This is a genomic window from Thermus caldifontis (genome assembly GCF_003336745.1).
Classification (GTDB): Bacteria; Deinococcota; Deinococci; order Deinococcales; family Thermaceae; genus Thermus; species Thermus caldifontis.
The window spans coordinates 153,145-179,618 of the sequence record NZ_QGMX01000004.1; the positions used below are offsets into that span (position 1 = coordinate 153,145).

Here is a 26,474-nt window from a genome sequence, read left to right on the forward strand (position 1 = left end):
GTACGCTATGGCCCATGCGGGTCTTCGCCATCGCCGACCCCCACCTCTCCCGCCTCCATCCCAAGCCCATGACCATCTTCGGCCCCAACTGGCAGGGACACCCGGAGGCCTTCTTCCGAGGCTGGCGGGAGGTGGTGGGGGAAGGGGACCTGGTGATCGTGCCCGGGGACATCTCCTGGGCCATGCGCTTGGGGGAGGCCTTGCCGGACCTTTTGGACCTGGCCGCCCTTCCCGGAACCAAGGTGCTCCTAAAGGGCAACCACGACTACTGGTGGCCCTCCATAAGCCGCTTAAGGGCGGTCCTGCCCCAGGGTATGTACGCCCTACAAAACGACGCCCTGGTGCTGGAGGGGGTGGGGGTGGCGGGCACTAGGGGCTGGCAGTACCCACCCCCTACCCCTGAGGACGAGAGGATCTTCGCCCGAGAGGTGGAAAGGCTTAAGCTCTCCCTCCAGAACCTAAGGGGCAAGCCCCACCGCTACCTTGTGGTGGCCTTCCATTTCCCTCCTTTTGGCCCCAAGGGGGAGGCCACCCCCCTCTTGGAGCTGGCCGCGCAGGCCAGGCCCCAAGCCATCGTCTACGGCCACCTGCACGGGGCGGATCCAGAAAAGCTTCCCAAGGAGTACCAGGGCATCCCCCTCCACCTGGTGGCCGCCGACGCCCTGGGCTTCCGGCCCAAGCTGGTCCTGGAGGTGGAATGAAAAGGTGGCCTAGGGCCTGGCTTCCCGCACCCTTGGGCCTCCTCTTTTTCCTCCAAGGGATCCTTCTCCTCGTTGGGGCCTCGGGCATGCTCCTTTTGGGGCTGCCCTTTGGCCAAGGGAGCCTAGGGGGACTAGCCTTGGCCCTGGGCCTTCTCCTAGCCTTAGCCCTTTTGGAAGAAGCTTTCCGCCGGCTTTTCCCCTCCTCCTTCCCGGAAGCGGAAAGGCTCCACCGCACCTTGGGCCAAGCCCTACGCCAGGCAGGGGCAGGTCCTTCCCTCCTGCTCCTCCTGGCCCTCCTTTCGGGGGTGGCGGAGGAGGTCTTCTTCCGGGGCCTCCTGCAAAGCCTCCTGGTAGCCTGGCTGGGGCCATGGGGGGTCTTCCTTCAGGCCCTGGTCTTCGCCCTCCTGCATCCCGCCCCCAAGCGGGCCTTTGCCTATCCCCTTTACACCGGGCTTGCCGGGCTCCTTTTCGGCCTCACCTACCTCCTCACGGGAAGCCTCCTCCCCGGTATTCTGGCCCATTTCCTCCACAATGCCCGGGGGTTCTACGAGATCTCAAGGAGCTAGAGAAGCTTAGCGCAAACCCTCTTCTCCGGCTAGAACCGGGGCCACATTCTCCGCCCAGAACCTGCTACAATAAAGATATAGCTATCAAAACCCGTCCCTAGCCGGTATGAAGGAGGGCGTCCATGAACGAACTGGAACGCATCCGTCGCCGTCAAGACCTCGAGGCCTACCGGGCCCTGAGCTGGGAGGGTTCCTTCGCCGATTACCTAAGCCTCCTAAAGCAGGACCCCAGGCCCCTAAGGACCAGCTTCCAACGGGTCCATGACATGATCCTCTCCTACGGGGTGGAGGAGTATACCCTTTTCAAGGAAAAGCTCCTCCATTACCGCTTCTTCGACGACCCCTTTGAAGGGGGGAAAGACGCCATCTTCGGCCTGGATAAACCCCTCATGCGCCTGGTGGCCACCCTAAAGGCCGCCGCCCACCGCCTGGGGCCGGAAAGGCGGATCCTCCTCCTGCACGGGCCCGTGGGCTCGGCCAAAAGCACCATCGCCCGGCTTCTCAAAAAGGGCCTCGAGGCCTATAGCCGCACGGAGGAGGGGAAGCTTTTCACCTTCTACTGGAAAACCCCAGAAGGTCCCCTCCCCTGCCCCATGCACGAGGAGCCCCTCCTCCTCCTGCCCAAAGAGATTCGGAATGAGTTTTTAGAAGAGCTGAAGCACCTCCATCCCGAGTACCCTTACCCCCTCGAGGTGGAAGGGGACCTCTGCCCGGTGTGCCGCTTCCAGATGCGGGAGGCCCTAGCCCGGCATGGGGGGGATTTGGCGGCGGTATTGGAGGAGGAGGTCGTGGTCAAGCGCTTGGTCCTTTCGGAGAAGGACCGCATCGGCATCGGCACCTTCCAGCCCAAGGACGAGAAGAACCAGGACTCCACCGAGCTCACCGGGGACATCAACTACCGCAAGGTGGCCATCTACGGTTCCGACTCCGACCCTAGGGCCTTCAACTTCGACGGGGAGCTCAACATCGCCAACCGGGGCCTGGTGGAGTTCATAGAGATCCTCAAGCTGGACGTGGCCTTCCTCTACGACCTCCTTACCGCCAGCCAGGAGCACAAGATCAAGTCCAAGAAGTTCGCCCAGACGGACATAGACGAGATCATACTTGGGCACACCAATGAGCCTGAATACCGCAAGCTCCAGGCCAACGAGTACATGGAGGCCCTCAGGGACCGCACCATCAAGATAGACGTCCCCTACATCCTGCGGGTTTCCGACGAGGTGAGGATCTACCAGCGGGACTTCAGCAGGGTTAGGGCCAAACACATCGCCCCCCATACCCTGGAGATGGCCGCCACCTGGGCGGTCCTCACCCGGCTGGAACCCCCCAAGCGGGCGGGGCTTACCCTGATGCAGAAGCTCAAGCTCTACGACGGCAGGCTCCTTCCCGGCTGGACGGAGGAGGCGGTGCGGGAGCTCATGGCCGAGGCCAAGCGGGAGGGCCTGGAAGGCATCAGCCCCCGGTACATCCAGGACAAGATCTCCAACGTCCTGGTCACCTCGGAGGAGCCCTGCATCAACCCCTTCATGGTGATGAACGAGCTGGAAGAGGGGCTCAAGCACCACTCCCTCATCTCCGACGAGAAGACCAAGGAGCGGTACAAGGCCCTCTTGCAGGAGGTAAAGGCGGAGTACGCGGAGATCGTGAAAAACGAGGTGCAAAGGGCCATCGCCGCCGACGAGGAGGCCTTAAACCGCCTCTTCCACAACTACATTGACCACGTGAAGGCCTACGTCCTGGGGGAGAAGGTGAAAAACCCCTACACCGGCGCCCCCGAACCCCCCAACGAGAGGCTCATGCGCTCCATAGAGGAACGCATAGAAATCCCCGAGTCCCGCAAGGACGACTTCCGTCGGGAGATCATGAACTACATCGGCGCCCTAGCCCTGGAAGGGAGGCAGTTCACCTACAAGGACAACGAAAGGCTCCGACGGGCCCTGGAGCTCAAGCTCTTTGATGACCAGAAGGACACCATCCGCCTCTCCGCCTTGGTCTCAGGGGTGGTGGATCCGGAAACCCAGGCCAAGATCGACGTGGTGAAAGCCCGCCTCATCCGCGACCACGGCTACTGCGAGCACTGCGCCAGCGGGGTTTTGGAGTTCGCCGCCTCCATCTTTGCCCGGAGCGAGCGATGAGACCCATTGAGCGGGACCTCTTACGTTTTAAGGAGATCGTGCGCGGCGAGGTTAAGAAAAGGGCCCGGGAGTTTCTGACCCGGGAGGAGCTTTTCGGCCAGGTGGAAGGCCGCCTGGTCTCCATCCCCCTGCCCCAGCTGGAGCTCCCTAAGATTGTCTACGGGGAACCCTTAGGGGAGGGCCTGGGCCTTGGGGGCCCGGGAACAGAAAGCCTGGGCCCCGGAGGGCACGTGCCCGTGGCCGAGCTGGAGCTGGAGGAGTTTTTGGACCTCATGGGCGAGGCCCTAAGGCTTCCCCGGCTCAGGCCCAAGGGGGAGGGGGAGGTTACGGAAGAGGCTTTCCGCTACACCACCATCGCCCGCAAGGGACCAAGGGGCCTCCGCCACGTGCGCCGCACCCTTAAGGAGAGCCTCAAGCGGGCCCTCATCACCGGGGAATACCGCCCGGAGGAGCCCCTCTTGGTCCCCGAGCGGGAGGACCTCCGCTACAAGGCCCCCAAGGCCAAGCCCCGCCCCCACGCCCAGGCGGTGGTCCTCTTTGCCCTGGACGTATCGGGCAGCATGCGGGAAGAGGAGCTTAGGCTGGTGAAGACCCTTTCCTTCTGGATCACCCTCTGGATCAAGCGCCACTTCCCCCGGCTGGAAAGGCGCTACCTCCTGCACGACGCCGAGGCCTGGGAGGTGAGCGAGGAGGAGTTCTTCCGCGCCCGGGAAGGAGGGGGAACGAGGCTTTCCAGCGCCCTTCTCCTGGCGGAGGAGATCCTGAAACCCTACCCCGAGGCCTTTTACAACCGCTACCTTTACCACTTTTCCGACGGGGAAAACTGGCAAGGGGACACCCCCCAGGCCCTGGAGGCCCTAAGGCGGCTTCTTCCCACCCTGGCCCTTTACGGGTATGCCCAGGTGGAGGGGCCCTACGGCCAGGGGCGGTTCCTCGAGGACCTGAAGGAAGCCTTAGGCAAGGAGGAAGGGCTGGCCGCCACCGAGGTGCGGGGCAAGGAGGACCTGCCCCTGGCCCTGAGGCGGCTTTTGGGAGGCTAGAGGATGCGCAAGGAGCTTCGCCGCTGGGCCGAACGCTTACGGGAGCGCGCCTTGGCCGAAGGCCTCTCCTTTCCCCCGGTGCTCTTTGAGGAGGTGGGCCCGGAGGAGATGGCCATGCTGGCCGCCTACGGGGGGTTTCCCCGGCGCTACCCCCACTGGCGCTTTGGCAGCGAGTATTTGCGCTACCGGGAAACCTACCGCTATGGCCTCGGGCGCATCTACGAGCTGGTGGTGAACACCCACCCCGTACGAGCCTACCTCCTTGAGGGGAACACCCTCCTCGCCCAGAAGCTGGTCATGGCCCACGTTTATGCCCATGCCGACTTTTTCCAGAACAACCTGGCCTTCAAGCCCATCCCCAAGGATATGCATGAGGAGATGGCTCACCATGCAGCCTTTGTGGAAAAGGCTATGGAGCGGCACGGGGCAAGAAGCGTGGAGGAGTTCTTGGACCTGGCCCTCTCCTTGGAAAACCTCATCGACCCCCAAGCCCTTTACATCCAAAGAAAAGAGGACGCCTCCCCCGAGGAAAGACCCCCTGGCCGCCTGCGGGTACGCCCCTACCTGGATCCCTACGTGAACCCCCCACCCGAGCCCCCAAAGGAGGCCGAGGAAGGGGCAAGCCCCACCCCCCTTCCTCCCCGGCCCACCCGGGACATCCTGGGCTTTCTGGCCCGGCACGCCCCCCTGGCCCCTTGGCAAAAGGGCATCCTGGAGATCATCCGGGAGGAGAGCCTATACTACGTTCCCCAGGCCGCCACCAAGATCCTCAACGAGGGCTGGGCCACCTACTGGCACACCCGGCTCCTCCTCCCCCTCCTCTCCCCGCAGGAGGCCTTGGAGTTTGCCGAGCTCCAGGCGGGGCTTCTGGCCCCCCACGGGTTCAACCCCTACCGCCTGGGCTACCTGCTCCTGAAGGAGGTGGAGGACCGCTGGGATAAGGGGCGGTTCGGCCCGGAGTACAAGGCCCTGCCCCTAGGGGAGCGGCTCACCTACGAGAGGCCCACCGGGGAAGGCCTGAAAAAACTCTTTCAGGTGCGCACCATCCACACGGACCTGGGCTTTTTGGATAGCTTCTTGACCCCGGAGTTCGCCTTAAGGCAGAGGCTAATCTCCCCTGAGGACCTCCCCCGGTTCGCCGAGGCCAAGAAGGCCCTCCTATTCCGCCTCACCAACGGAGGCTATCCCATCGTGGAGCTGGTGGACGCCAACTATGGCAATCGTGGGGAGCTTCTTCTGGAACATGCTTACGAGGGCGTAGAGCTGGACCTGAGAAAGACTAAAGCGGTGCTGGAGAACCTGCACCGCCTTTGGGGCCGGCCCGTCCACTTGAGGACGGTGGTGGAGGGCAAGGAAGCCCTGCTCTCGGCCGGGGGCTAGCGCAAGGCCCTCAGGTACCCAAGAAGGAGGGCTTCGGAAAGCTCCCCCATGTGCCGGGCCACCAGGCGCCCTTCCCGGTCAAAGAAGAAGGTGGTGGGCAGGCCCTGGGTCTTTAGGGCCTGGGAAAGTTGGGTTTCCGGATCCAGGAGCACCCATTCGGGGGCCAGCTTCTGCTCCTCCAAAAAGCCCCGCACCACGGCTGGCCCCTCCCCTTGGCTGGCGAAGGCGAAGCGCACCTCCGGGTTTTCCTGGCTTAGGCGCACCATCATGGGAAGCTCCCGCCGGCACGGGGGGCACCAGGTGGCCCAGAGGTTCAGGACCAGGGGCTTCCCCCGGAAGTCCTGGAGGTTCACCGGGGTACCCCCCAGGCTGGTGAGGGTGAGGGAGGGCAGGCGCACCTCCTCTCCCCCTCGCCTTTGCACCAGGAAAACCCCAAAGACCAAGCCCGCCGCCAAGGCGGAGAACAGGGCATACCGCCAAAGGTTCTTGGGCAGTGCCATCAGCGTGTACCCTCCCGCTGCCAGGATACCCCAAAGGGGGCTAAACCCCCCTTGCCAGACGTAAAGCACGGAGAGGGGGTCCCTGGCGAACACCGAAGCGTTTTCCAGAACGAAGCCAATCCGGGCTCCAAGAAAACCCGCAAGGATGGCGTTGTAGGTCCACGGGGCAAGCCTCTGATCCACCCTTCGGGCCAGGACCTCGGCCACCGCCACCATGGCCAGAAGGGCCAGGAAGACCTGGAACCTGGCCCAGGGAATGGCCAAAGGCCCCACCTGCACCGCATCCATCAGCGAACCAAGGGAAAGCCCGCCCGTTCGATGGCCAGGACCCCGCCTTCAAGGTTGTACAGGTTGGTATACCCCTTCCGCTTCAGGTACTCCGCTGCCTGGCGGCTGCGGTTACCGCTACGGCAGTAGAGGTAGACCGGCTTGTCCTTGGGAAGGGTATCCCCCCATCGGACGATGTCCTCCACGGGCAGGTTGATGGCCCCGGGTACATGCCCCTGGGCGAACTCCTGGGGGGTGCGCACGTCCACCACCAGGGCCCCTTGGTCCAGGGCCTGGTAAAGCTCCTGGGGGCCTATGTTTTGGTAGCTCCCCTTGGGTCCGCAGGCCGAAAGGACCAGGAGGGCGAAAAAGCCGAGAAGCGCCCGCCGGGTCATGCTAGGCGCTCACCCCCACGGCCTTGCGGATGGCCTGGAGGAACTGGGAAAGGGGCTGGGCCCCAAGAACCCTTTCCTTGCCATGGTTCACGATGGTGTCGGGCACCCCGTGGATGTGGTAGCGGTTGGAAAGCTCGGGGAACTCGTTGGCCTCGATCATCTCGCCCCATACCTTGGGAGAGGCGTAGGCCATGCGGTGGGCGGTGCGCACCGCCTGGGGGCAGTAGGGGCAGGTGGGGGTGACGAAGACCTGGAGCACCACCTCCTCGGGGAGGTTGTTAAGCTCCTGAACCACGTTCTCCGGCAGGCCGTGGCCATCGCGGCCCAGCATCTCGATGTCCTCGAGGAGGCTGGCAAACTCATACCCTGCCGGAATCCCCCGGTAGCGCAGGTTGATGGCCTGTGAACCCTTCTCCCGCAGGATCAGGGTGGGGGGATCCTCCACCTTGTGCTCCTTGGCCTTCTCCTTGCCCTCGGGGGTGGCCAGGTCGTAGACCACCAGGTAAAGCTTGTCGGAAAGGGCCGCCAGCTCCTCCAAAAGCTGCTTGGTTTCCTTGCAGTAGAGGCAGGGCTCCTTCCCCGGGGCGATCAGGGTGGAGGTATCGGTGAAAAGCACCAGCTCCACGTCCCGCACCAGGTTGGCAAGCCGCTCGCGTACGATTTCCTGCTCCTTAGGTCCCAGCAACGCCATGTTTTCCTCCCGGATACCCCTACCGGGGTACATCCTCACACCACTATAGCAAAGATCGGGCGCCAGGAGAATGTGCCCGTTAACCCCATCCGGGCTTGACCCATATACCCTAGATGGGTATACTACGGGCCGTGGGGGCAGATGTCCCTACCCGGAGGTGAAGCATGGTTTTCCGGCAAATCTACGAAGAAGGTCTAGCCCAAATGAGCTACTTCCTGGGTTGCGCCGCCACGGGGGAGGCCTTGGTGGTGGACCCCAAGCGAGACATCGACACCTACCTGGAGATGGCCCAGAGCCTGGGCATGCGCATCGTGGCGGTGGCCGAGACCCACATCCACGCCGACTACCTCTCGGGGGCCCGGGAGCTGGCCAAGGCCACCGGGGCCACCCTCTACCTTTCCGATGAGGGAGACGAGAACTGGAAGTACCAGGGCCTGGATGGCCTCTCCTATGTCCTCCTCAAGGATGGGGACGAGTTTGGGGTGGGGAACATCCGGGTCAAGGCCGTGCACACCCCCGGCCACACCCCGGAGCACATCTCCTTCCTGGTGGCCGATGGGGCGGTGACGGAGGAACCCCTTCTTTTCCTCACCGGGGACTTCGTCTTCGTGGGGGATATCGGCCGGCCGGACCTTCTGGAGGAAGCCGCCGGCATCAAGGGCACCGCCCTGCCCGGGGCCCGGCGCATGTTCCGAAGCCTTAGGGAGAAGTTTCTCACCCTTCCCGACCACGTCCAGGTCTGGCCTGGGCACGGGGCAGGCTCGGCCTGCGGCAAGGCCCTGGGAGCCCTTCCCGCCACCACCGTGGGCTACGAACGGCGCTACGCCTGGTGGGCAGAGTACCTGGAAAAGGGCGACGAGGAAGGGTTTGTCAAGGCCCTTTTGGAGGGCCAGCCCGAGGCCCCCACTTACTTCAAGGAGATGAAGCGGCTGAACCGGGATGGCATGCCCATCCTGGGGGGTGTCCCTCACCCTGGCCGGCTCACCAAGGCCCAGTTTGACCGGTACCTGCGGGAGGGCGCCATCCTGGTGGACACCCGGGACAAGTTCGCCTTTGCCGGTGGGCACATGCCCGGGGCCATTAACATCCCTGCGGGGAAGAACTTCTCCACCTGGGCGGGGTGGCTTTTACCCTACGACCGGCCCCTTGTTCTCCTGGCCCACCCTTCCGAGGTGGAGGCCCTGACCCGGGCCCTGATCCGCATCGGCTTGGACGAGGTGGTGGGGTACATCCCGGGCCTCGAGGGCTACGCCGACGGGGAACTGGAAACCGTGCCCCAGATTACCGCCAAGGGGGCCCATGCCCTTTGGCAAAAGGGCGAGGCGGTGATCCTGGACGTGCGGGGCCGGGACGAATACCTGGCCGGGCACATCCCCGGGGCCCTCAACATCCATGCGGGCCGCATCTTGGCTCACCTGGATAAACTCCCCAAGGATAAGCCCCTCATCGTTCACTGTGTGGGCGGGGACCGCTCCAGCACCGCCATCAGCGCCCTCCTATCCCATGGCTTTAAGAACGCCCTCAACCTCACCGGGGGGATCAAGGCCTGGCAAGAGGCGGGCCTCCCCGTGGTGAAGGGGGAGGAACTGGTGGAGGCCTGAATGGCATAGCTGGGGTTATGCCCCAGCATCTATGGAGGAAATCCATGTACGAAGCCCAAGTTAAGGACCTAAGCCCGGAAGAGGCCAAAAAGCTCTACGACCAAGGCGTCCCCTTTATTGACGTGCGGGAGGTGGAGGAGTACGCCCAGGCCCGGATCCCTGGGGCGGGCCTCCTCCCCCTTTCCGAGTTCATGGCCCGTTACGGGGAGATCCCCAAGGACCGGCCCGTGGTCCTCTACTGCCGCACGGGCAACCGCTCTTGGCAGGCAGCCGCCTGGCTTTCCGCCCAGGGTTACCGCCACATCTACAACCTGGAAGGGGGCATCGTGCGGTGGTACCGCTCAGGGCTTCCCGTGGACACCGCCCCGGTGGAGGTGGGCTACGCGGCCACGCCGTACCAGGAGGTGGGCCCCCACGAGGCGGAAAAGCTCCTCGGAGAAGCCCTGGTGGTGGACGTCCGGGAACCTTGGGAGTATGCGGAAGGGCACGTGCCGGGGGCCATCAACATCCCCCTTTCCTCCTTGCCGCAAAGGCTTCCCGAGCTTCCCAAGGACCGGCCCATCCTCTTGGTCTGCAACTCCGGCAACCGCTCGGGGGTGGCGGCGGACTTCCTGGTGGGCCAAGGCTTCCCTGGGGAAAAGGTGTTTAACCTGGAGGGCGGCACCTACGCCTGGATGGGGGCGGGCCTCCCGGTAGAACGATGATCCTCGCCCTCCTCGGCGCCCTTCTCATAGGGCTTTCCTTGGGGCTTTTGGGCTCGGGGGGATCCATCCTCACGGTGCCCGTCCTGGTCTACCTTCTGGGGGAACCTCCCAAACAGGCCATCGCCGAAAGCCTCCTCATCGTGGGGGGGATCGCCCTCCTTGGGGCTTTGCCCTACGCCCTAAGACGCTTGGTGGACTGGCGCAAGGTGCTCCTCTTTGGCCTTCCGGGCATGGCGGGCACCTACCTGGGGGCCTGGCTTTCCCGCTTCGCCTCCGGGGAGGCGCAGCTTCTTACTTTTGCCCTGGTGATGCTCCTTGCCGCCTACTTTATGGCCCGGCCCAAACCCTTAAGGGCGGAAGGCCAGGCCAAGCGCAAGGCCTGGAAGGTGGTCTTGGATGGCCTGGCGGTGGGTGCCCTCACGGGGTTCGTGGGGGTGGGCGGAGGGTTCCTCATCGTGCCCGCCTTGGTCCTCCTGGGAGGGCTTCCCATGCACCTGGCGGTGGGCACAAGCCTTCTCATCATCGCCCTCAAATCCTTCACCGGCTTCTACAAGTACCTGCACCTCCTGCCCCAGTACGGCCTAGGGGTGGACTACCCCGTGGCCCTTCTCTTCATCGCCGTAGGCACCCTGGGGAGTTTTTGGGGAGGGCGGCTTGCCGTGCGCCTGCCCCAGGAGAGCCTGAGGCGGGGCTTCGCCCTTTTTCTGGTGGTCATGGGGGTTTTCATCCTGGGCCAGAACCTGGCCCAAGGGCATTAGACTAAAGGGGTGCCCTTCCGCACCCTCCTGGCCATCCAGGTGGAAACAAGGCCAGAGCACTACCGCACGGAAGAAGCCTTTCGCCAGCGGGTCTTTTCCCTCTTAAGGCCCCTAGAGGGCACCCCCTCCCCCCGCCTAGCCGCCTTCCCCGAGCTTTTCGGGCTTCCCCTGCTCCTCCACCTGGGAGGGGATTTCCATCCCCGGGAGCTCCTCACCTCTCCCCTATCCCCCTGGAAACGGGCGCGGAAGGCCTACGAGGTCTTTCACCAGACCATGGCCGAGGCCGCCCGGGCCTTCGGCACCTACCTCCTCTCCGGCAGCCTGCTCTCCCCTCCCTACGAGGAGGAACTGGCCCGGGGGCGGTTTGCCCGCACTCCCCTCTTTCAGAACCTGGCCCTCTTCTTCAACCCCCATGGCCGCCTTCTGGCCCAGGTGCCCAAGATTGAACTCACCCCCCCTGAGCGCTGGCTCAGGCGAGGAGCCTTTGGCCCCCACCTGGTGCAAACCCGGGCGGGAAGAGTGGGCATCCTTATCTGCCTGGATGGATTTTTTGAAAAGCACGTGGCCCGATTGGACGCCTTAGGGGCCGAGATCCTCCTGCAACCCTCCGCCAACCCCGCCCCCTGGGAAAGGCCCTGGCCCTGGGATAGATCCAGGAAAGAGGGCGAGGTCTGGCTAGCCTCCGCCAGGGAACGGCTAAGGAACCGGGAGAACCTAAGGCTTCTCCTTAACCCCATGCTGAACGGAACAATCCTGGGCCTCACCTTTGAGGGGCAAAGCGGCATCTACGCCCCCGGGGAGGCCCTGGCCCTGGCCGAAGCCCCCCGGGGGGATGCCACCTTGCTGTTGGAGCTATAGCCGCTCAGGGAAAAGCGCCACGGGGTAGGAGCGGATAAGGGCCTTGGAGAGCTTTTCCCAGGCCAGGTCCTGCACGCTTTGAGCCAGCCCCTCCGCCACCTCCTCCAGGGGGTAGCGGCCCGGGGGCACCTGCCTTTCCAAGAGGATCACGTGGAAGCCAAACTCCGTCCCCACGGGAGGGGAAACCTCTCCTGGCTTGAGGGCGAGAAGGGCCTTTTCAAAGGCGGGGATATAGGTGCCTTTCGGCTCGCATCCCAGGTCCCCACCCGCCTCCTTGGAGCCCGGGTCCTGGGAAACCTCCTGGGCCACCCGGGCAAAGGCCTCCCCCTTCGCCAGGCGGGCGAGCACTTCCTTGGCTGCCTCCAGGGTAGGCACCAGGATGTGCCGGGCGCAGTAGAGGGTGGGGTGGCGGTACTCCGGGGAAAGGAGCCAAAGGGCCTTTAGGGCGGCGGGGGACACCTTTAGTGCCTGCCGGTAATGGGCCTCCAGGGCCTCGAGGGCCATGGCCTCGGAAAGCAAGAGGCGGTAGGCATCCAGGTTGGGTATCCCGGCTTCCATAAGCGCCTGGAGCAGGGCTTCCTGGGAAGGAAAGGCCTCGGAGAGTTCCCACACCCTTTTCTCCACCACTTCTTGTGAGGGCCAAAACCCCCTTTTCCGGGCCACCTGGAGAAGGGCCCGTTCCTCCGCCAAGGCCTCCAGGTAAGGGGCCCGGTACTGGGCGAGGAGGGAGCGGGTTTCCCCGTTGTCGGGAAGGCCCAGCTGGCGAAGGGCGCCTTTGGCGAAGAGGCCAAAGCGTAGCTCAAACTGGCTTCTCGTGAGGCTTTCCGGCCCCACCTGGGCCACCACCGGATCTTCTTGGGCAAAGGCCAGAAGGCCGAGGGCCAGAAAGAAAAGCCCCCACAAGGGGTTGCGGGAAAAAAGAAGGCGCATGCCCCATGCTAGCATGGAGGGCGTGAACGACCTCCTCCTCAAGGCCGCCCGGGGGGAGCCCACCCCTAGGCCCCCCGTTTGGTTCATGCGCCAGGCGGGCCGTTACCAGAAGGAATACCAGGAGATCCGCAAGCGCTACTCCCTCCCAAAGATCGTGCAAACCCCCGAGGTCTGCGCTGAGGTCACCCTCTTGCCCGTGCGGCAGCTGGGGGTGGACGCCGCCATCCTCTTCGCCGACATCACCACCCCCCTCTACGGGATGGGGGTGGAGCTGGACCTGGTGGAGGGCAAGGGCCCGGTGATCCATAACCCCATCCGCAACGAAAAGGGGGTGGAGGCCTTAAGACCTTTGCAACCGGAAGAGGCCGTGCCCTTCGTGCTGGACACCATCCGCATTCTAAAAAAGGAGCTGGGAGTTCCCTTAATCGGTTTCGCCGGGGCGCCCTTCACCTTGGCCAGCTACCTCATAGAAGGCGGGCCAAGCCGCCACTTCCGGGAGGTGAAGACCTTCATGTACCGGGAAGAGGCCCTCTGGCACCGCCTCCTGGCAAAGCTCACCGAGGCCATGGCCAGGTACCTGAGGGCCCAGGTGGAGGCGGGGGCCGACCTCCTCCAGGTCTTTGACTCCTGGGTAGGGGCCCTTGCCCCAGCCGACTACCGCCGGTACGTGAAGCCCCACATGGAACGGCTCTTCCAGGGGCTAAAGCCCCTTGGGGTGCCCGTGATCCACTTCGGGGTGGGAACCATGGGCCTTCTAAAGGACATGGCGGAGGCCGGCGGGGATGTGATCGGCTTGGACCACCACACCCCCCTTCCCTGGGCCCGGGAGGCCCTGGGAGGAACCCCCGTCCAGGGCAACCTGGACCCTGTGGTCCTCTTCGCCCCCAAGGAGGTGATAAGGCGGGAGGTGGAAAGGATCCTTGGGGAAAACGCCGGCCAGGCAGGGCATATCTTCAACCTGGGCCACGGCATTCTGCCCCAGACCCCCGTGGACCACGTGCGCTACGTGGTAGAACTCCTAAAGGAGGCGGAAGTATGAATGTACTCCTCATGGCCTACGGCACCCCTTACACCCCGGAAGAGATTGAGCCCTATTACACCGACATCCGCCGGGGAAGGCGCCCATCGGAAGAGCTCCTCAAGGAGCTGGAGGAACGCTACGCCGCCATCGGCAAAAGCCCCCTGAACGAGATCACCCTGGTGCAGGCCATAAGGCTCCAGGCGCTTTTGAACCTCGAGGCCCCCGCTTACCCCAAGCGCCTCCTGGGCCCCTTTGGCCCCCGTACCCCCCAGGGACCGGCCCGGGTCTACGTGGGGACCAAGCACTGGCACCCCTCCATCGGGGAAGCCATGGCCGCCATGCACGAGGACGGGGTAAGGCGGGCGGTGGCCATCGTGGCCGCCCCCCACTACTCCCTTAGAAGCGTGGCCGAGTACCAGGAGAGGGTGGACCAAGCCCTTAAGGCCCTCCCCGAGCCCATAGAGGTGGTCTGGGTGGAAAGCTACGAGGCCCACCCCGGCCTCATCGCCGCTTATGCCAGGAGGCTGGAGGAGGCCATCTGGCGGCTACGGGAGCCCAGGAAGGCCGCCTACGTTTTCACCGCCCACTCCATCCCCGTTTCGGCGGTGGAGCGGGGCGACCCCTATCCCCGCCAGGTGGAGAGGACGGCGGAACTCATCGCCAAGAGGCTTGCCCTTCCCCAGTACAGCGTGGCCTACCAGTCGGCGGGGCGCACCCCTGAGCCCTGGCTGGGCCCGGACATCAACGAGCACCTGAGGGCCTTGAAGGAGGAGGGCGTGGAGGAGGTGGTGGTGCAGGCGGTGGGCTTCCCCGCCGACCACCTGGAGGTGTACTACGACCTGGACCTCGAGGCCCAAGCCACCGCCCAGGAGGTGGGCCTAAGGCTCCTCAGGGCCCGAAGCCTCAACGCTGACCTGGACTATATCCAGGTGCTCAAGGACCTGGTGGAGGCGGCGTGGCTCAAGTAGCCGTGGTGGGAGGGGGATGGGCGGGGCTTTCCGCCGCCTTGGCCCTGAAGGAGGCGGGGGTGGACTTCCAGCTCCTGGAGGCCAGCCTCCGCCTGGGAGGGAAGGTGCGCACCCACAAGGGGGAAGGGTTTTTGGTGGAAGGAGGTCCCGATGCCAGCGTGCGCTACAAAAAGGAGGTGCTGGAACTGGGGGAACGCTTTGGCCTGACCCCCATGGGCACCCTTCCCGCCAAGCCTGCGGCCTACATCCTGCGCAAGGGAAAGGCCCATCCCCTCCCCGAGGGACTTCTGCAAATCATCCCGGGGGACCTCAAGGGCCTAGCCCGCACCTCCCTCCTCTCCCCTTCCGGGAAGCTCAGGGCCCTCTACGACCTCTTCCTCCCCCGGGGGAGCAAGGAAGACGAGAGCCTTAGGGAGTTCGTGGAGAGAAGGCTGGGTCCCGAGGTCTTTGCCGCCCTGGTAGCCCCCTTGGCGGGGGGCATCTACGGGGGGGAGCCCGACGAGCTTTCCCTGAAGGCCGCCTTTCCCCAGCTTCTGGAGCTGGAAAGAAGGCACCGCAGCCTCATCCTGGGAGCCATGCACATCCGGAAAGCCCGGGGAAGCCGCGAGGGAGGAAGCCTTTTCTTCTCCTTCCAGGAGGGACTTTCAGTCTTAACGCGGAAGCTTGCCGAGGAGGTGGCGGAAAGAACCCTCCTGGGTACCCCGGTCCTGGCCCTCGAGCCCCTAGGGGGCCGCTTTCGCCTCCATACCCCCAAGGGCACCTGGGAAGCGGAAGCGGTGGTCCTGGCCACCCCTGCCCCGGTGGCGGCCCAGCTCCTAAGGCCTTTCCTTCCTGAAGCCACAGCCCTTCTCAAGGGTATTCCCCACACCCCCGCCGCCACCGTAAGCCTGGCCTTTTCCGAGGCCTTGCCCGTAGAGGGGCACGGGCTTCTCATCGCCCCTGGGGAAGGGTACAGGGTACGGGGTTTCACCTGGACCCACAGGAAGTGGCCGGGAAGGGCCCCCGAGGGCTGGTCCTTGGTGCGCGCCTACTTTTCCGGAGAGGTGGCCAGGCTTTCCGAGGCGGAGTTGGCCAAGGTGGCCCTGGGGGACCTCCGCCTTTTCCTGGGCCGGGAGGTGCGCCCGGAGCGCACCTTTGTCTTCCGCTTCCCCGAGGGCATGCCCGCCTACCGGGTGGGACACCTGGAACGGAGGGAAAGGCTGGAGATGGCCCTCCTCAAATCCCCAGGCATCTTTCTGGCGGGGAACTACCTGGAGGGGGTGGGCCTGCCCGAGGTGGTACGCTCGGGACGCAAGGCGGCGGGAAGAGCCCTAGGCTACCTGGCCCTGGCCCCCACCCCCTAGGCAAGCACAGGGGGACTGGATAGGATAGACCAAACATGGGGCTGCCCTATCCCGTGATCGCCTTGGGCTCCCTCCTTTTGGGGCTTTTGGCCGGGGTTTTGGGCTACGCCGACCCCTACATCCTCCCCTGGTTCATGATCTTCACCGCGGCCACCGCCAGCGTGTACGGGCTTGGCTTTGGGTTGGCGGCGGCTTCGCTCTCCACCTTGCTTCTCCTCCTTTTCCCCGGCTTCAACCTCATGGCCTTGGCCCTCCTTCTCCTTTCCGCCTACTTGGCCCACGGCATTGGGGAAAGCCTGAGGAAGGCCCACCGCCGGGCCAAGGCCTTGGCCAAGGTCCAGAAGCTCCTGGCCGAGGCCCTCGAGGCCCTGCCCCTGGCGGAGAACCGCCAGGCCCTTCTCGCCTCCCTCCCGGGCCGCCTCGCCGCCTTGGGCACGGGGGGGCACGTGGGGGTTTGGGTGCCCACAGGCCACGGCTTCCGCCTTCTTTCCAGCTTCCCTCCCCTGGCCCTGGAAGAGGTGCCGGCCACCGGGGTGTTGGGCCGCGCCCTTCGGGAAGGCCAGCCCGTCCATGTGCCCCACGTGGACCAGGAACCCGGCTACATTCCTGCCCCGGGCTTAAAGGTCCTCTCGGAGCTAGCCCTTCCCCTACGGGAACGGGACGAGGTGGTGGCCGTGTTAAATCTGGAGCGGGACCGACCCTTTCTCCCCGAGGAGGTGGAGGGGCTTACGCGCTTTGCCCAGGCGGTGAGCCTAGAGCTGGACCGGCTTGCTGACCTGGAGGAAAGAAAGCTTCTAAGTGAACTTTCCCTGCGCTTGCAAAGCGCCGCCACCCTGGAGGAAGGGGCGGGAAAAGCCTTACGCCTTCTCCTCGAGGTCCTGGGCCTCGAGGCTGGCACCCTGTGGGAAGCCCGGGGCGAGCGCATGGTGGCCCTGGCCTACCAGGGGGTGGCGGTTGAGAAGGAGCCCTCCCTCCTGCAGGTGCTAAGGGAAGGTCTCCCTTACGGCCAGGGCCTGGCCTGGGAGGTCTACCAAAGGCAAAGCCCCCTTTACACGGCCCGCTACGTGGAGGAGGCCAAGGCCATCCCCGCCCTTAAGGCCCTGGGCTGGCGCACCCTGGCCGCCTTCCCCATCCCCTCCCCCAAGGCCCAGAGGAGCCGGAGGGTCCTGGTGGTGGGGCAAAAGGGGGCGCGCCTTTGGCGAAAGGCGGAGCTGGAGCTTCTCCTCTTGAGCTGCCGCACCCTGGGCCTTGGCCTAGAGCGGCTTACGGAAAAGGCCCAGCACCAGCGGGTAAACCAGCTTTTCTTAGAGCTTCTGGAGAAACCCCCGGAGGAACTCTACGGGCGCATCTTAGAGGAGGCCATCCGCCATGTCCCTGGGAGCGAAACGGGAAGCCTCCTGGTCTGGGAAAACGGGAGCTACCGTTATAAGGCCGCCTTGGGCTATGACCTGGAGGGCCTCAGGACCGTAGCCTTCACCCAGGAGGATCAGCTCCTCTGGTACGGCCTAGGGATGGATAAGGCTCAGCGGGCCGAGCCTCGCATCCTCAGTCTGGAAGAAAGGCCCATCGCCGAAATCAGCCACCAAACGGCGCCGGCAGAGGTCATCGACACTGCAGGCCGGGCGCTTGAGATCCAGGCCAACCTCTGCCTGCCCATTCCCTATAAGGGGGAGGTTCTCGCCTTCCTGAACCTGGACAACCTCCACGACCCCAGGGCGTTCGGGGAAGATTCCCTGGAAGCTGCCCGCTTCTTCGCCGCTCCCCTGGCCACCCTGCTCCATGAGAGCCGCACCCGCGAGCTCCTAGAGGAAGCCGCCCTCACCGACCCCCTCACGGGCCTGGCCAATCGCCGGGCCTTTGACCGCTTCTTGCAGGAGGAGTTAAAGCGGGCCGAACGCTACGACTATCCCGTTTCCCTGGCGGTTTTGGACCTGAAGGGATTCAAGGCGGTGAACGATCGGCTTGGGCATGCCGTGGGGGACCTAGCCCTCATGAAGGTGGCCGAGGCCATGGAAAGGGAGAGGCGCAACGGGGACCGCCTTTTCCGCTGGGGCGGGGACGAGTTTGCCGTCCTCTTCCCCCATACCGCCAAAAGGGGGGCCATAGCCGCTCTCCTCCGCTACGCCAAGGCCATCCAGGGCCTCTGCTTTGACGGAATCTGCCTGGGGGTAAACATCGGCGTGGCCACCTACCCCGAGGACGGCACCACCCCAGATGAGCTCCTTTCCGCCGCCGACACCCGCATGTATGAGGCCAAGGCCCAGGGACAGGTCATGGTGGCTTGACCTTTTCAAAGAGGGCTGTATAGTGGACTTGGCCTAGCCATGAAAAGGACCTTGGGCCTAGGCCTATCCCAAGCTCTTCTTCCCCTCCTGCACCAAGGGTTAGGGGGACTTCCACAAGCGCTGGCGCATGTGGGTCGGCTCCTCATGGCCGACCGCGCTTACCTGTTCCGTCTGGAAATCCAGGGGGGCACCTGGTACACCAGCCAGCTTTCGGAGTGGGCGGGGCCGGAGGCCACCCCGCAAATCCAGAATCCCGCCCTGCAACACCTCCCCATGCGGGAAGAAGGGTATGGGCGCTGGCTGGATCTCTTCCTGCAGGACCGGGCGGTGGCCGGGCCTGTGGCCTCCTTCCCCGAAGAAGAGCAACCCCTTTTGCGAGCCCAGGAGATCCAAAGCCTCCTGGTGGTGCCCATCTGGGTGGAGGGCAGGCTCTGGGGGTTTTTGGGGGTGGACGACTGCCAGCGGGAAAGGGAGTTCACCCCAGAGGAAGAAGCCTTCCTGCGTGCGGTGGCCGAGGTCCTGGCCCGCATTCTGGAGCTTTGGGAAAGGGAACGCTGGCTAGAAACCCTGCTGGAGTCCTCTCCCTTGTACCTGGCCCGCTTGGACAAGGAGGGCCGCCTTCTCTACACCAATCCCGCCCTGAAGCGGGCCTTTCCCCGGGGACTTACACTGCCCATAGCCGAGGCCCTGAAGGCCCCAAACCAGCCCCACGCCCACCTCTTCCAGGAAGGCCGGGTGGTGGAATGGACCCTGGTGGGCATACCGGGTCCAGGCGAGGAGGTCCTCGAGGTTCTGGCCCTAGGCATAGACGTCACCGAGCGGAAGGAGGCAGAAATCCGGGAAGCCCGCTGGAGCCTCTTCCGCAAAAACCTCCTGCGGGTTTACGAAACCCTGATGGCCGAGGGGCTTTCTGACTCCGTCTTCGGGCTGATCCTGGAGGCCGCCTTGGACACCCTCCCCCCCGCCCAGGCGGGAAGCGTCACCGTGCTCAAGGAGGATGGCTGTTATCACTTTGTGGCGGCCAAGGGCTACGACCTTAGCGCCCTGCGGCAGGTGTGCCTGCGCCCTGAGGAACCCCTCTCCCTCACCGGCCACCGGGAGGCCCAGGTGTTCACCTGGAAGGACCTGGAACGCTTCAATGCCCGCCTGGATGAAAAAAGGCGCAAGATCATGGAGGAAGCCGGCAGGGCGCGGGAGATCAAGGCCATCCTCTCCGTCCCCGTGCACCTGGCCGGTGAGCGCAAGGCCTTCTTGTACCTGGATAACTTTGAGCGGGAGGATGCCTTTACCCCCCTGGACCTGGAGCTAGCCCAGGCCTTTGCCAGCCAACTGGGCTTGCTCCTGCGCCGCATGGAGCTGGAGGGCCGAATCCAGCACCTGGCCTACCACGACCCCCTAACGGGCCTCCCCAACCGCCTTTTCTTCATGGAGAAACTGGCCCAAGCCCTAAGCAAGGAGGCCCAGAAGATCGCCGTCTTGTACCTGGACCTGGACGGGCTCAAGCGGGTGAACGACCTGGATGGGCATGCCACCGGGGACGAGGTGCTGAGGGTCATGGCCGCTCGTTTCCGGGCTGCCATCCGCCCCCGGGACCTGGTGGCCCGGCAAGGGGGGGATGAGTTCTTGGTGCTCCTCACCGGCATCAAGGGTTCGGGGGAGGTTATTGCCGTGGCGGAAAGGCTTTTGCAGGTAGCCCGCATGCCCTGCCCCGTGGGGGAGCGGGTCTACCATCTTTCCACCTCCCTTGGTATCGCCCTGGGGGAAGAGGGACTCTCACCCGGGGAACTTCTTGCTCGCGCGGACCTGGCCCTATACCGGGCCAAGGGAAATGGCAAGGACCAGCTGGCCTTCTTCGAACCCCATTTGCAGGAAGCCCTGCGACGGGAAACCCACCTAATCGAGGCCTTAAGAAAGGACCTGGAGCAGGGTAAAGGACTTTGGCTGGCCTACCAACCCATCGTGGATCTGCACAGCGGAAAAGAGGTGGCCCTCGAGGCCCTCCTGCGCTGGCAGCACGCCCCCCCTGCCGAGCTCATCCCCCTTGCCGAGCGCCACCGCCTTATGCCGGAACTAGGCCGCTGGGTCCTTCGCCGTGCCTGCCAGGAGCAAGCCCTGCACGGGCTTACGGTGCACGTGAACGTAAGCCCTCAGGAGCTTCTGAACCCCTCCTACCCTTACCAGGTGGCGGAAACCCTCGAGGACACCGCCTGTCCCCCCCACAGGCTGGTCCTAGAGGTTACCGAAAGCTCCCTGATCCCCGACGAGCGGGGGCGGGATGCCACCCGGGCCCTCCAGGCCCTCAGGGAACTGGGGGTGGGCATCTTCCTGGACGACTTTGGCTCGGGGTACTCCAGCCTGGAACGGCTGGCCGAGCTCCCCGTGGACGGGGTTAAGCTGGGTCAAGCCTTCGTCCAACGCCTGGGTAACGCACCCAACCCGCAAAGCCCCGCCGCCCGGCTGGTAGCGGCTGTCTTAGCCCTGGCCAGGGCCTTGGGCCTGCGGGCGGTCGCCGAGGGCATAGAGAATGATGCGGTGTTGGCCTACTTGCGGAACCTGGGTTTCCCCTTGGGTCAAGGGTACCTTCTTGGCAAACCCCGGCGCATTTAGGCCCGTATACTGGGAGTACGTGAAACTGAGCCCTTTTAGGATCACCCTTTTTTACATTGTCTTTTCCCTCTTTTGGGTCCTCGGGAGCGACCATCTTGTCTTGCTCTTTGCCCAGGACCTGCAAGGCCTAAGCAGATGGCAATCCCTGAAGGGGGGCTTTTTCGTACTCCTTTCCTCTCTCATAGTCTATCTTTTGGCCAAGGCCCAGGAGTACACGGAAATGCAGAGGCGAAAAGCTTTGGAGGCCCAGGAGGAACGCTTCCGCCTTCTTTTCCAGGCCCACCCCCTGCCCATGTGGGTGTACGACTTGGAAACCCTTCGTTTCCTCGAGGTCAACCACGCGGCAGTGGAGAGGTACGGCTACACCCGGGAAGAGTTCCTCACCATGACCCTTTTGGACATCCGGCCCGAAAGGGAACGCCCCAAGCTTCTAAAGGACCTAAAAAACCCGAGGCCTCCCCTGCAACACTCGGGCCCCTGGACCCACCGCCTCAAGGACGGACGGGAGATCCAGGTGGAGATCTTCTGCCATCTCCTTGAATGGGAGAAGAGGCCTGCGGTGCTGGTGGTAGCCCTGGACGTAACCCAACGCCTTCAGGCCGAGGCCACCATGCGCCTCTTGCAAAACGCCCTGGAAGCCGCCCATGAAGCCGTGGTCCTTACCGACCGCTCGGGGCGCATACATTGGGTAAACCCTGCCTTCACCCAGCTTACCGGCTACACCCTGGAGGAAGCCCTAGGGAAAAACCACCGCATCCTAAAATCTGGGGTGCAGGACAAAGCCTTTTACAAGAATCTTTGGGACACCATCCTCGCCGGAAGGGTCTGGGAAGGGGAGCTGGTGAACCGGCGCAAGGACGGCACCCTGTACACCGAGCACATGACCATAACCCCCGTGCGGGAAAACGGGGAGATACGCCACTTCATCTCCATCAAGCGGGACGTCACCGAGGAAAAGGCCCGGGAAAGAGCCCTGGAGGAATCCGAGACCCTCTTCCGTACCCTAGCGGAAACCGCACCCGCCTTGATCCTTTTGTGGCAGGAAGAGCGTCTCACCTTTGTCAACGAGGAAGCCCTGCGCCTCACCGGGTACACCCGGGAGGAGCTGGGTAGCCGCCCCATCTGGGAGTTCGTCCACCCCGCCGACCGGGCCATGGTCCGGGAACGGGGCCTGGCCCGGATCCGCGGGGGAACCCCTCCCAGCCGCTACACCTTCCGCATCCTCACCAAGGAGGGAAAGGTGCGTTGGCTGGACTACTCCGCCGCCCGGGTGGAGATCGGCGGTAAACCCGCTGTGTTGGGCGTGGGATTGGACATCACCGAGGCCAAGGAAAGGGAACTGGCCCTAGAGGCCTTCGCCCAGGTCAGCGTGGCCCTCCGGCAAAGCGAGGAGCTAAAGAAGATGATGGAGGCCGCCCTGGATACAGCCCTCAAAGCCCTCGAGGCCCCGGTGGGCAGCATCCTCCTTTACGACGCCGAAACGGGGCACCTGGAGGAAGCGGCAAGCCGGGGCTGGCTTAGGGAAATCCCTACTCCCGAAACCCTGCAAGGAGAAGGGCTGGTGGCTAGGGCCTTCCGGGGTGAGGTGGTGGTAAGCCTGGACCTCAAAGGGGATCCAAGGGTGCGCCCTGGGGCCAAGCCCTTGGTCCCCGAGGGGTGGAGCGGGGTGGTGGCCCCCCTTTTGGCAGGGAAAGAGCCGGTGGGTGCCCTCACCGTGGCTTGGCCCCACCCCCGCACACCCACGGCTTCTGAGGTGGACCGGACCCTCCTCCTGGCCGAGGCCATAGGCAACGCCGTCCGCCGGGCTAGCCTCCGGCGCAAGTTGGCCCGGCGGGTGGAACAACTGGAGGCCTTGCGGGCCGTGGACCAGGCCATCGCCGCCTCCCTGGAACTGGAGCCCACCCTGGAGGTTTTTTTCAACCAGGTGATGCGCCTTCCCCTGGATGCCGCAGCCCTTTTCCTCTACGACCCCAAGGAAAAGGCCCTGGAGCTCCGGGGCCTAAGGGGGTTCTATACCCCCAAGCGGGCCATGCCCCGCCGCATTCTCCTGGGCCAGGGCCACCTGGGCAAGGCCGCCCTCATAGGACAGGTAGTCTTCGTCCCCGATCTCACCCAAGACCCTGGGGCTGAGCCCGAGTTCACCTTAAAGGAGGAGCTGGTGGCGGAAAAGGTCTACCCCCTCTTAGCCAAAGGACGGCTCCTTGGGGTTCTTGCGGCCCTCACCCGCAAGCCCTGGAACCTCTCCCCCGAGGACGAAGAGTTTCTGGAATCCCTGGTATCCCAAGGTGCCGTGGCCTTGGACAACGCCCTCACCTTCCAGGAGCTCCTAAGAAGCCAGCGGGAGCTGGAAGCCGCCTACGACCTAACCCTTTGGGGCTGGGCCAAGGCGGTAGAGCTCCGGGACCAAGAGACCGCTGGCCACACCGAGCGGGTCACGGAACTCACCCTACGCCTGGCCCGGGTGCTGGGGGTGCCTGAGGAGGATATAGAGCACATCCGGCGCGGGGCCATCCTGCACGACGTGGGCAAGATTGCCATCCCTGACAGCGTTCTTCTCAAGCCTGGCCCCCTCACCGAGGAGGAGTGGGCCATCATGAAAAAGCATCCCGTTTACGCTTACGAGTGGCTTTCCGGCATCCCCTTCCTGAAGAAGGCCCTGGAGATTCCCTACGCCCACCACGAGCGCTGGGATGGCTCGGGCTACCCCAGGGGGCTAAAGGGCCTGGAAATACCCCTTTCCGCCCGCATCTTCGCCGTGGCGGACGTTTACGACGCCCTCACCTCCGACCGCCCCTACCGGAAGGCCTGGCCCAAGGAAATGGCCCTGGCCTACATCCAAGAGCAAGCAGGCCGGCAGTTTGATCCTGCTGTGGTGGAAGCCTTCTTGCGGACCCTAGAGGAAAGCGAGGACCTCACCCCCTGAGCAGGATCAAACCCAGCCCAAGAGTTTCCTAGCCTCCGGGGAAAGGCGGTCGGGAGTCCAGGGGGGTTCAAAGGTGAGTTCCACCTCCACCTCCTCTATCCCCGGGATGCGGCTTAAGGCCTGGCGCACGGCATCCCCCATGCTGTCGTGCAGGGGGCAGCCCGGGGTGGTGAGGGTCATGCGCACGTAGGCCTTGGGGGGCTCCACCTTAAGCTCGTAGATGAGCCCCAGGTTCACCACGTCCAGGCCCAGCTCCGGGTCATAAACCGTCCGCAAAAGGTTCCACGCCTGTTCCTCCAAAGGGTTCATCGCCGCATCACCTCCCAAAGGGCGTAAACATGGGGGAAAACCCCGGCGAGGTAGATCCACCCCGCCCAGGGAAGGAAGGGAAGAAGAAGCGCTCCAAGGGCTAGCAAAGCTCCTGCCCCATACCCCGCTCCCTCCGGGAGCATTTCCTTAAGCAGGGGCACCTTTTCCTTCCCGGCCCTGGGAGCATACCGGTGGGTCCAGACCAGAAAGGGCAGGATCTTGTAGAGCATCCCCGTCACCACTAGCCCCACGAAACCCAAGGTGAACCAAAGACCAGCCCAGACCGGGTGAAAGGGCAGGGCCAAAAGGGCCAGGCCCAGGAAGAAGAGGCCCAGGAGGTAGTGCCGCACCCCGATATCCAGAGCCTTCTTCATGCGGTTCTTGAGGATGCGCCAGGTGTCGTAGAGGGCGAGGGCATAGGCCAAAAGGAGGAGGAGGTAGCCCAACCTCTCCCCCATGGCCAGGCCCAGAAGCCCCGGGTTGACCGCCCACAGAAGGAGCCCCAGAACCCGCTCGTCCACGCCGTGGGTGAGGGTGAACATGGAAAGGAGCTTGTACCCCACGCCCAGGATGGAAAGGAGGAAGACCCCGCCAAGGCCCGCAAGGAGGTGCCAGGCAAGCCTTTCCGGGTCATAAAAGCCGTAGCGCTGGGAAAGGGCCTGCACAAGCCCCAAAAGGGGGGTAAGGACCAAGTAGAAGACCACCCAGGCCAAGGCGGTGGCCACCCGGTTCCACCGGGGAGCCTGGCGAAAGGTGAGGTAGGCGTGGTAGGCAAAAAAGAGAAGGGCCAAAAACGCCAAGGCTCCTCCTACCGGGACTAAGAAAGGGGCCTGAGCAAAGCCCCAAGCCAGGAGCACCACCCCCAAGCCCCAAAGGGCCATCACCGGATACCCCCACCCCGGGCGGTACAGGGGCGCCTCGAGGACCACGGGCAGAAGCTGATGCATGGCCCCAAGGAGCACCCCCACCCCAAAGCCCAAAAGAAAGAGGTGGGCCATGGCCAAACCCCAAGGATGCCGGGGTAGGAAAAGGGCCTCGGGGTGAAGGGCAAATAGGAGGCTGGCCGCTAGGAAGAAGGCCTCCCCCAGGAAGACGAAGCCGGCAGGGATGGCGAGGGGGATCACGCGGTTATGGGCAGTGACCAACATCGGCTTAATCTTGAGCTACCCGCTCGGGATTGGCCATGACCTAGGTCAACGCCCCCTCAGCGGCCCGGGGGCAGAAGGGTGAGGAGGTCCCCCTCCCGCAAGGGGGTGGCCAGGCCCTCGAGGTAGCGCACATCCCGGCCGTTGAGGAGGACCGTCCAACGAGGCCGAAGGCGCCAGAAGGTCTTGGGTTCCAACCAAAGCCCCGCCTCCTCCTCGGCGGCCAGGGCCTCCAGGGCCAGGTCCCTGAGGGCGGGGTTTACGGCAAAGGCCTTGAAGAGCGCCTCCCCCACGCTTCCTGCCCGCAAGGAAAGGGGCCTGGGCAAGGCGGGGTGGGCCAGGCCCAAGGCCTGAAGGCGCACCGCCGTCTTGCCCTCCCTCAGGGCCGAGGCAGCGTCAAACCCTTTCCGCATCACCTCCTCTTGGGCGGAGAGGTAGACGAGCCAGGGGCGCACATCCCGCACCCTCTCCGCCACGTACCGCCCCACCTGGGCGAAGGAAAGGCCCACGTACTCGGGGGGAATCCAGGCTCCCTTGGGGCCCAAGCCCCCGTGCCAGAGCCCCGCCCGGTACACCTCCCGGGCGAACTCCACCGAGGTGTCCACCCCGATGGTGCGGGCCAGCCAGGCGGAGAAAAAGGCCCGCCGCAAGTAAAGCTCCTCCTCCTTAACCCTCCCCTCCCAGCCTAGGGCCCGGGCGGTACCCGGGTGGCGGCTTAAGTGGTCGTAGACCCCCGCCACAAAGGAAGCTGCTCCCTCCAGGAGTCTTTCCGCATCCAGGCGCATGGCCCTCTTTTCCTCTTCCCCTACGCCGCCAAAGGCGAGGAGGTCGGCAAAGACCTCCTCGGGCAGAGGCGGAAGGTCCAGGACAAGGGCTTCCTCAGGCGGTGAGGCCAGCCTTTTCATCCTCCCCTCCTTTCTCTCTCCTCGCGCATTTTCCTCAGCATATCCCCCGTGACCACCCGCCTGTGCATGGCGGAGGCAAAGACCAAGGTGGCCAGGAGCTGAAGCCCACCGGACACCGCAAGCCAAGGGCGCAGGCCCTCCTGGCCTAGGAGGTGGAGAGGCTCCAGGGCAAGCCTTAGAAGTAGGCCAGCGTTGAGAAGAACAAAGGTGAGCCCCTCGAGGCGATCCTGCCTCAGGCCCCCGGGCCTGGGCATCATCCAGTAAGCCACCCCCATCACCATCTGCAGGAAAAAGCCCACCAGCCCGGCGTGCACGTGGGAAGGGCGGAAGGACCCCACCAGGTTGGGGAAGAGGTAAAAGAGGGTGCCCAAGAGAGCGGCGTAGAGGAGGTAGAAAAGGGCTGCCCGGATGAAGAGGAAGTGCCAGAAACCCATGGGCCTAG

23 protein-coding genes are annotated in these 26,474 nt (G+C 64.5%); 15 read left to right on the forward strand and 8 right to left on the reverse strand.

The features are described 5' to 3' along the window. Positions 1 to 14 precede the first annotated feature (14 nt). The 5 genes from DK874_RS07625 to DK874_RS07645 all read left to right on the forward strand — a co-directional run bounded on the left by DK874_RS07625 (position 15) and on the right by DK874_RS07645 (position 5,822). The gene (locus DK874_RS07625) at positions 15 to 701 is read left to right on the forward strand and encodes a metallophosphoesterase (protein WP_114313420.1); all 687 of its coding nucleotides are present in this window, start codon (positions 15 to 17) and stop codon (positions 699 to 701) included. Continuing rightward, entirely contained in the window at positions 698 to 1,267 is a 570-nt protein-coding gene (locus DK874_RS07630; protein WP_114313421.1) for a CPBP family intramembrane glutamic endopeptidase, read from the forward strand. Before DK874_RS07625 ends, DK874_RS07630 begins: the two co-directional genes overlap by 4 nt. 122 nt (positions 1,268 to 1,389) lie before the next feature. Further along, positions 1,390 to 3,402, forward strand: coding sequence for a PrkA family serine protein kinase (locus tag DK874_RS07635; RefSeq protein ID WP_114313422.1), 2,013 nt, complete (start codon positions 1,390 to 1,392; stop codon positions 3,400 to 3,402). Further along, entirely contained in the window at positions 3,399 to 4,442 is a 1,044-nt protein-coding gene (locus tag DK874_RS07640; RefSeq protein WP_114313423.1) for a DUF444 family protein, read from the forward strand. Before DK874_RS07635 ends, DK874_RS07640 begins: the two co-directional genes overlap by 4 nt. Positions 4,443 to 4,445: 3 nt before the next feature. Further along, the gene (locus tag DK874_RS07645; RefSeq protein WP_114313424.1) at positions 4,446 to 5,822 is read left to right on the forward strand and encodes a SpoVR family protein; all 1,377 of its coding nucleotides are present in this window, start codon (positions 4,446 to 4,448) and stop codon (positions 5,820 to 5,822) included. Here DK874_RS07645 and DK874_RS07650 read toward each other — a convergent pair. The 3 genes from DK874_RS07650 to pdo are packed head-to-tail and all read right to left on the reverse strand — an operon-like array spanning position 5,819 to position 7,675. Next, positions 5,819 to 6,610, reverse strand: coding sequence for a TlpA disulfide reductase family protein (locus DK874_RS07650; protein WP_114313425.1), 792 nt, complete (start codon positions 6,608 to 6,610; stop codon positions 5,819 to 5,821). The genes DK874_RS07645 and DK874_RS07650 overlap by 4 nt on opposite strands. Continuing rightward, positions 6,610 to 6,984 (reverse strand): rhodanese-like domain-containing protein, encoded by a 375-nt coding sequence (locus DK874_RS07655; protein WP_114313426.1) that lies wholly within the window; start codon positions 6,982 to 6,984, stop codon positions 6,610 to 6,612. The genes DK874_RS07650 and DK874_RS07655 overlap by 1 nt, the downstream gene beginning before the upstream one ends. Before the next feature lies 1 nt (position 6,985). Continuing rightward, positions 6,986 to 7,675: a protein disulfide oxidoreductase gene (pdo, locus tag DK874_RS07660; protein ID WP_114313466.1), complete on the reverse strand. Its 690-nt coding sequence runs from the start codon at positions 7,673 to 7,675 to the stop codon at positions 6,986 to 6,988. Positions 7,676 to 7,839: 164 nt separating this feature from the next. Between pdo and DK874_RS07665 the strand changes: the two genes are divergently transcribed. From DK874_RS07665 to DK874_RS07680, 4 genes are read left to right on the forward strand one after another with little or no spacing between them, the layout of a single operon-like run. Then, positions 7,840 to 9,276 carry an MBL fold metallo-hydrolase gene (locus tag DK874_RS07665; RefSeq protein ID WP_114313427.1) on the forward strand — a complete coding sequence of 479 codons (1,437 nt, stop codon included), beginning with the start codon at positions 7,840 to 7,842 and terminating at the stop codon, positions 9,274 to 9,276. A 44-nt stretch (positions 9,277 to 9,320) separates the two neighbouring features. Next, positions 9,321 to 9,980: a rhodanese-like domain-containing protein gene (locus DK874_RS07670; RefSeq protein WP_114313428.1), complete on the forward strand. Its 660-nt coding sequence runs from the start codon at positions 9,321 to 9,323 to the stop codon at positions 9,978 to 9,980. Next, the gene (locus tag DK874_RS07675; RefSeq protein ID WP_114313429.1) at positions 9,977 to 10,738 is read left to right on the forward strand and encodes a sulfite exporter TauE/SafE family protein; all 762 of its coding nucleotides are present in this window, start codon (positions 9,977 to 9,979) and stop codon (positions 10,736 to 10,738) included. Before DK874_RS07670 ends, DK874_RS07675 begins: the two co-directional genes overlap by 4 nt. A gap of 9 nt (positions 10,739 to 10,747) precedes the next feature. Beyond that, positions 10,748 to 11,596 (forward strand): nitrilase-related carbon-nitrogen hydrolase, encoded by an 849-nt coding sequence (locus DK874_RS07680; protein ID WP_114313430.1) that lies wholly within the window; start codon positions 10,748 to 10,750, stop codon positions 11,594 to 11,596. Here the strand turns inward: DK874_RS07680 and DK874_RS07685 are convergent. After that, positions 11,591 to 12,526, reverse strand: coding sequence for a peptidylprolyl isomerase (locus DK874_RS07685; RefSeq protein WP_240307626.1), 936 nt, complete (start codon positions 12,524 to 12,526; stop codon positions 11,591 to 11,593). The genes DK874_RS07680 and DK874_RS07685 overlap by 6 nt on opposite strands. 13 nt (positions 12,527 to 12,539) lie before the next feature. On the opposite strand from DK874_RS07685, the gene hemE reads away from it, so the two are divergent. Genes hemE through DK874_RS07715 form a run of 6 tightly spaced genes read left to right on the forward strand, consistent with a single transcriptional unit; the run spans position 12,540 to position 23,673 of the window. Next, positions 12,540 to 13,565, forward strand: a complete 1,026-nt coding sequence (gene hemE, locus DK874_RS07690; RefSeq protein ID WP_114313432.1) for a uroporphyrinogen decarboxylase — start codon at positions 12,540 to 12,542, stop codon at positions 13,563 to 13,565. Next, entirely contained in the window at positions 13,562 to 14,515 is a 954-nt protein-coding gene (gene hemH / locus DK874_RS07695) for a ferrochelatase (RefSeq protein ID WP_114313433.1), read from the forward strand. The genes hemE and hemH overlap by 4 nt, the downstream gene beginning before the upstream one ends. After that, positions 14,503 to 15,858 carry a protoporphyrinogen oxidase gene (gene hemG, locus DK874_RS07700; RefSeq protein WP_114313434.1) on the forward strand — a complete coding sequence of 452 codons (1,356 nt, stop codon included), beginning with the start codon at positions 14,503 to 14,505 and terminating at the stop codon, positions 15,856 to 15,858. Before hemH ends, hemG begins: the two co-directional genes overlap by 13 nt. Before the next feature lie 35 nt (positions 15,859 to 15,893). Beyond that, a complete protein-coding gene (locus tag DK874_RS07705; RefSeq protein WP_114313435.1) occupies positions 15,894 to 18,143 on the forward strand; it encodes a diguanylate cyclase domain-containing protein in 2,250 nt (749 codons plus the stop codon). Between the two features lie 39 nt (positions 18,144 to 18,182). Continuing rightward, the gene (locus DK874_RS07710; RefSeq protein ID WP_114313436.1) at positions 18,183 to 20,750 is read left to right on the forward strand and encodes an EAL domain-containing protein; all 2,568 of its coding nucleotides are present in this window, start codon (positions 18,183 to 18,185) and stop codon (positions 20,748 to 20,750) included. Between the two features lie 19 nt (positions 20,751 to 20,769). Next, positions 20,770 to 23,673, forward strand: coding sequence for a PAS domain S-box protein (locus tag DK874_RS07715; protein WP_240307627.1), 2,904 nt, complete (start codon positions 20,770 to 20,772; stop codon positions 23,671 to 23,673). Positions 23,674 to 23,679: 6 nt separating this feature from the next. Here DK874_RS07715 and DK874_RS07720 read toward each other — a convergent pair whose 3' ends face one another. From DK874_RS07720 to DK874_RS07735, 4 genes are read right to left on the reverse strand one after another with little or no spacing between them, the layout of a single operon-like run. Next, the gene (locus tag DK874_RS07720; protein ID WP_114313437.1) at positions 23,680 to 23,982 is read right to left on the reverse strand and encodes a metal-sulfur cluster assembly factor; all 303 of its coding nucleotides are present in this window, start codon (positions 23,980 to 23,982) and stop codon (positions 23,680 to 23,682) included. Further along, positions 23,979 to 25,130 carry a hypothetical protein gene (locus DK874_RS07725; protein ID WP_114313438.1) on the reverse strand — a complete coding sequence of 384 codons (1,152 nt, stop codon included), beginning with the start codon at positions 25,128 to 25,130 and terminating at the stop codon, positions 23,979 to 23,981. The genes DK874_RS07720 and DK874_RS07725 overlap by 4 nt, the downstream gene beginning before the upstream one ends. Positions 25,131 to 25,186: 56 nt before the next feature. After that, complete coding sequence (locus DK874_RS07730) at positions 25,187 to 26,032, reverse strand: protoglobin domain-containing protein (RefSeq protein ID WP_114313439.1); 846 nt, start codon at positions 26,030 to 26,032, stop codon at positions 25,187 to 25,189. Next, on the reverse strand, positions 26,029 to 26,466 hold the full coding sequence (locus tag DK874_RS07735) for a hypothetical protein (protein ID WP_114313440.1): 438 nt from the start codon (positions 26,464 to 26,466) through the stop codon (positions 26,029 to 26,031). Before DK874_RS07735 ends, DK874_RS07730 begins: the two co-directional genes overlap by 4 nt. Between the last annotated feature and the right edge of the window lie 8 nt (positions 26,467 to 26,474).

Excerpts from the sequence above, each read along its gene's own strand:
- DK874_RS07635 (WP_114313422.1), top strand. The coding sequence starts at position 1,390 with ATGAACGAACTGGAACGCATCCGTCGCCGTCAAGACCTCGAGGCCTAC.
- hemH (WP_114313433.1), top strand. The coding sequence starts at position 13,562 with ATGAATGTACTCCTCATGGCCTACGGCACCCCTTACACCCCGGAAGAG.
- DK874_RS07665 (WP_114313427.1), top strand. The coding sequence starts at position 7,840 with ATGGTTTTCCGGCAAATCTACGAAGAAGGTCTAGCCCAAATGAGCTAC.
- DK874_RS07640 (WP_114313423.1), top strand. The coding sequence starts at position 3,399 with ATGAGACCCATTGAGCGGGACCTCTTACGTTTTAAGGAGATCGTGCGC.
- DK874_RS07625 (WP_114313420.1), top strand. The coding sequence starts at position 15 with ATGCGGGTCTTCGCCATCGCCGACCCCCACCTCTCCCGCCTCCATCCC.
- DK874_RS07735 (WP_114313440.1), bottom strand. The coding sequence starts at position 26,466 with ATGGGTTTCTGGCACTTCCTCTTCATCCGGGCAGCCCTTTTCTACCTC.
- DK874_RS07675 (WP_114313429.1), top strand. The coding sequence starts at position 9,977 with ATGATCCTCGCCCTCCTCGGCGCCCTTCTCATAGGGCTTTCCTTGGGG.
- pdo (WP_114313466.1), bottom strand. The coding sequence starts at position 7,675 with ATGGCGTTGCTGGGACCTAAGGAGCAGGAAATCGTACGCGAGCGGCTT.
- DK874_RS07710 (WP_114313436.1), top strand. The coding sequence starts at position 18,183 with ATGAAAAGGACCTTGGGCCTAGGCCTATCCCAAGCTCTTCTTCCCCTC.
- DK874_RS07645 (WP_114313424.1), top strand. The coding sequence starts at position 4,446 with ATGCGCAAGGAGCTTCGCCGCTGGGCCGAACGCTTACGGGAGCGCGCC.
- DK874_RS07730 (WP_114313439.1), bottom strand. The coding sequence starts at position 26,032 with ATGAAAAGGCTGGCCTCACCGCCTGAGGAAGCCCTTGTCCTGGACCTT.
- DK874_RS07705 (WP_114313435.1), top strand. The coding sequence starts at position 15,894 with ATGGGGCTGCCCTATCCCGTGATCGCCTTGGGCTCCCTCCTTTTGGGG.
- DK874_RS07630 (WP_114313421.1), top strand. The coding sequence starts at position 698 with ATGAAAAGGTGGCCTAGGGCCTGGCTTCCCGCACCCTTGGGCCTCCTC.
- DK874_RS07650 (WP_114313425.1), bottom strand. The coding sequence starts at position 6,610 with ATGGATGCGGTGCAGGTGGGGCCTTTGGCCATTCCCTGGGCCAGGTTC.
- DK874_RS07670 (WP_114313428.1), top strand. The coding sequence starts at position 9,321 with ATGTACGAAGCCCAAGTTAAGGACCTAAGCCCGGAAGAGGCCAAAAAG.
- hemE (WP_114313432.1), top strand. The coding sequence starts at position 12,540 with ATGGAGGGCGTGAACGACCTCCTCCTCAAGGCCGCCCGGGGGGAGCCC.
- DK874_RS07655 (WP_114313426.1), bottom strand. The coding sequence starts at position 6,984 with ATGACCCGGCGGGCGCTTCTCGGCTTTTTCGCCCTCCTGGTCCTTTCG.
- DK874_RS07720 (WP_114313437.1), bottom strand. The coding sequence starts at position 23,982 with ATGAACCCTTTGGAGGAACAGGCGTGGAACCTTTTGCGGACGGTTTAT.
- DK874_RS07685 (WP_240307626.1), bottom strand. The coding sequence starts at position 12,526 with ATGCGCCTTCTTTTTTCCCGCAACCCCTTGTGGGGGCTTTTCTTTCTG.
- DK874_RS07725 (WP_114313438.1), bottom strand. The coding sequence starts at position 25,130 with ATGTTGGTCACTGCCCATAACCGCGTGATCCCCCTCGCCATCCCTGCC.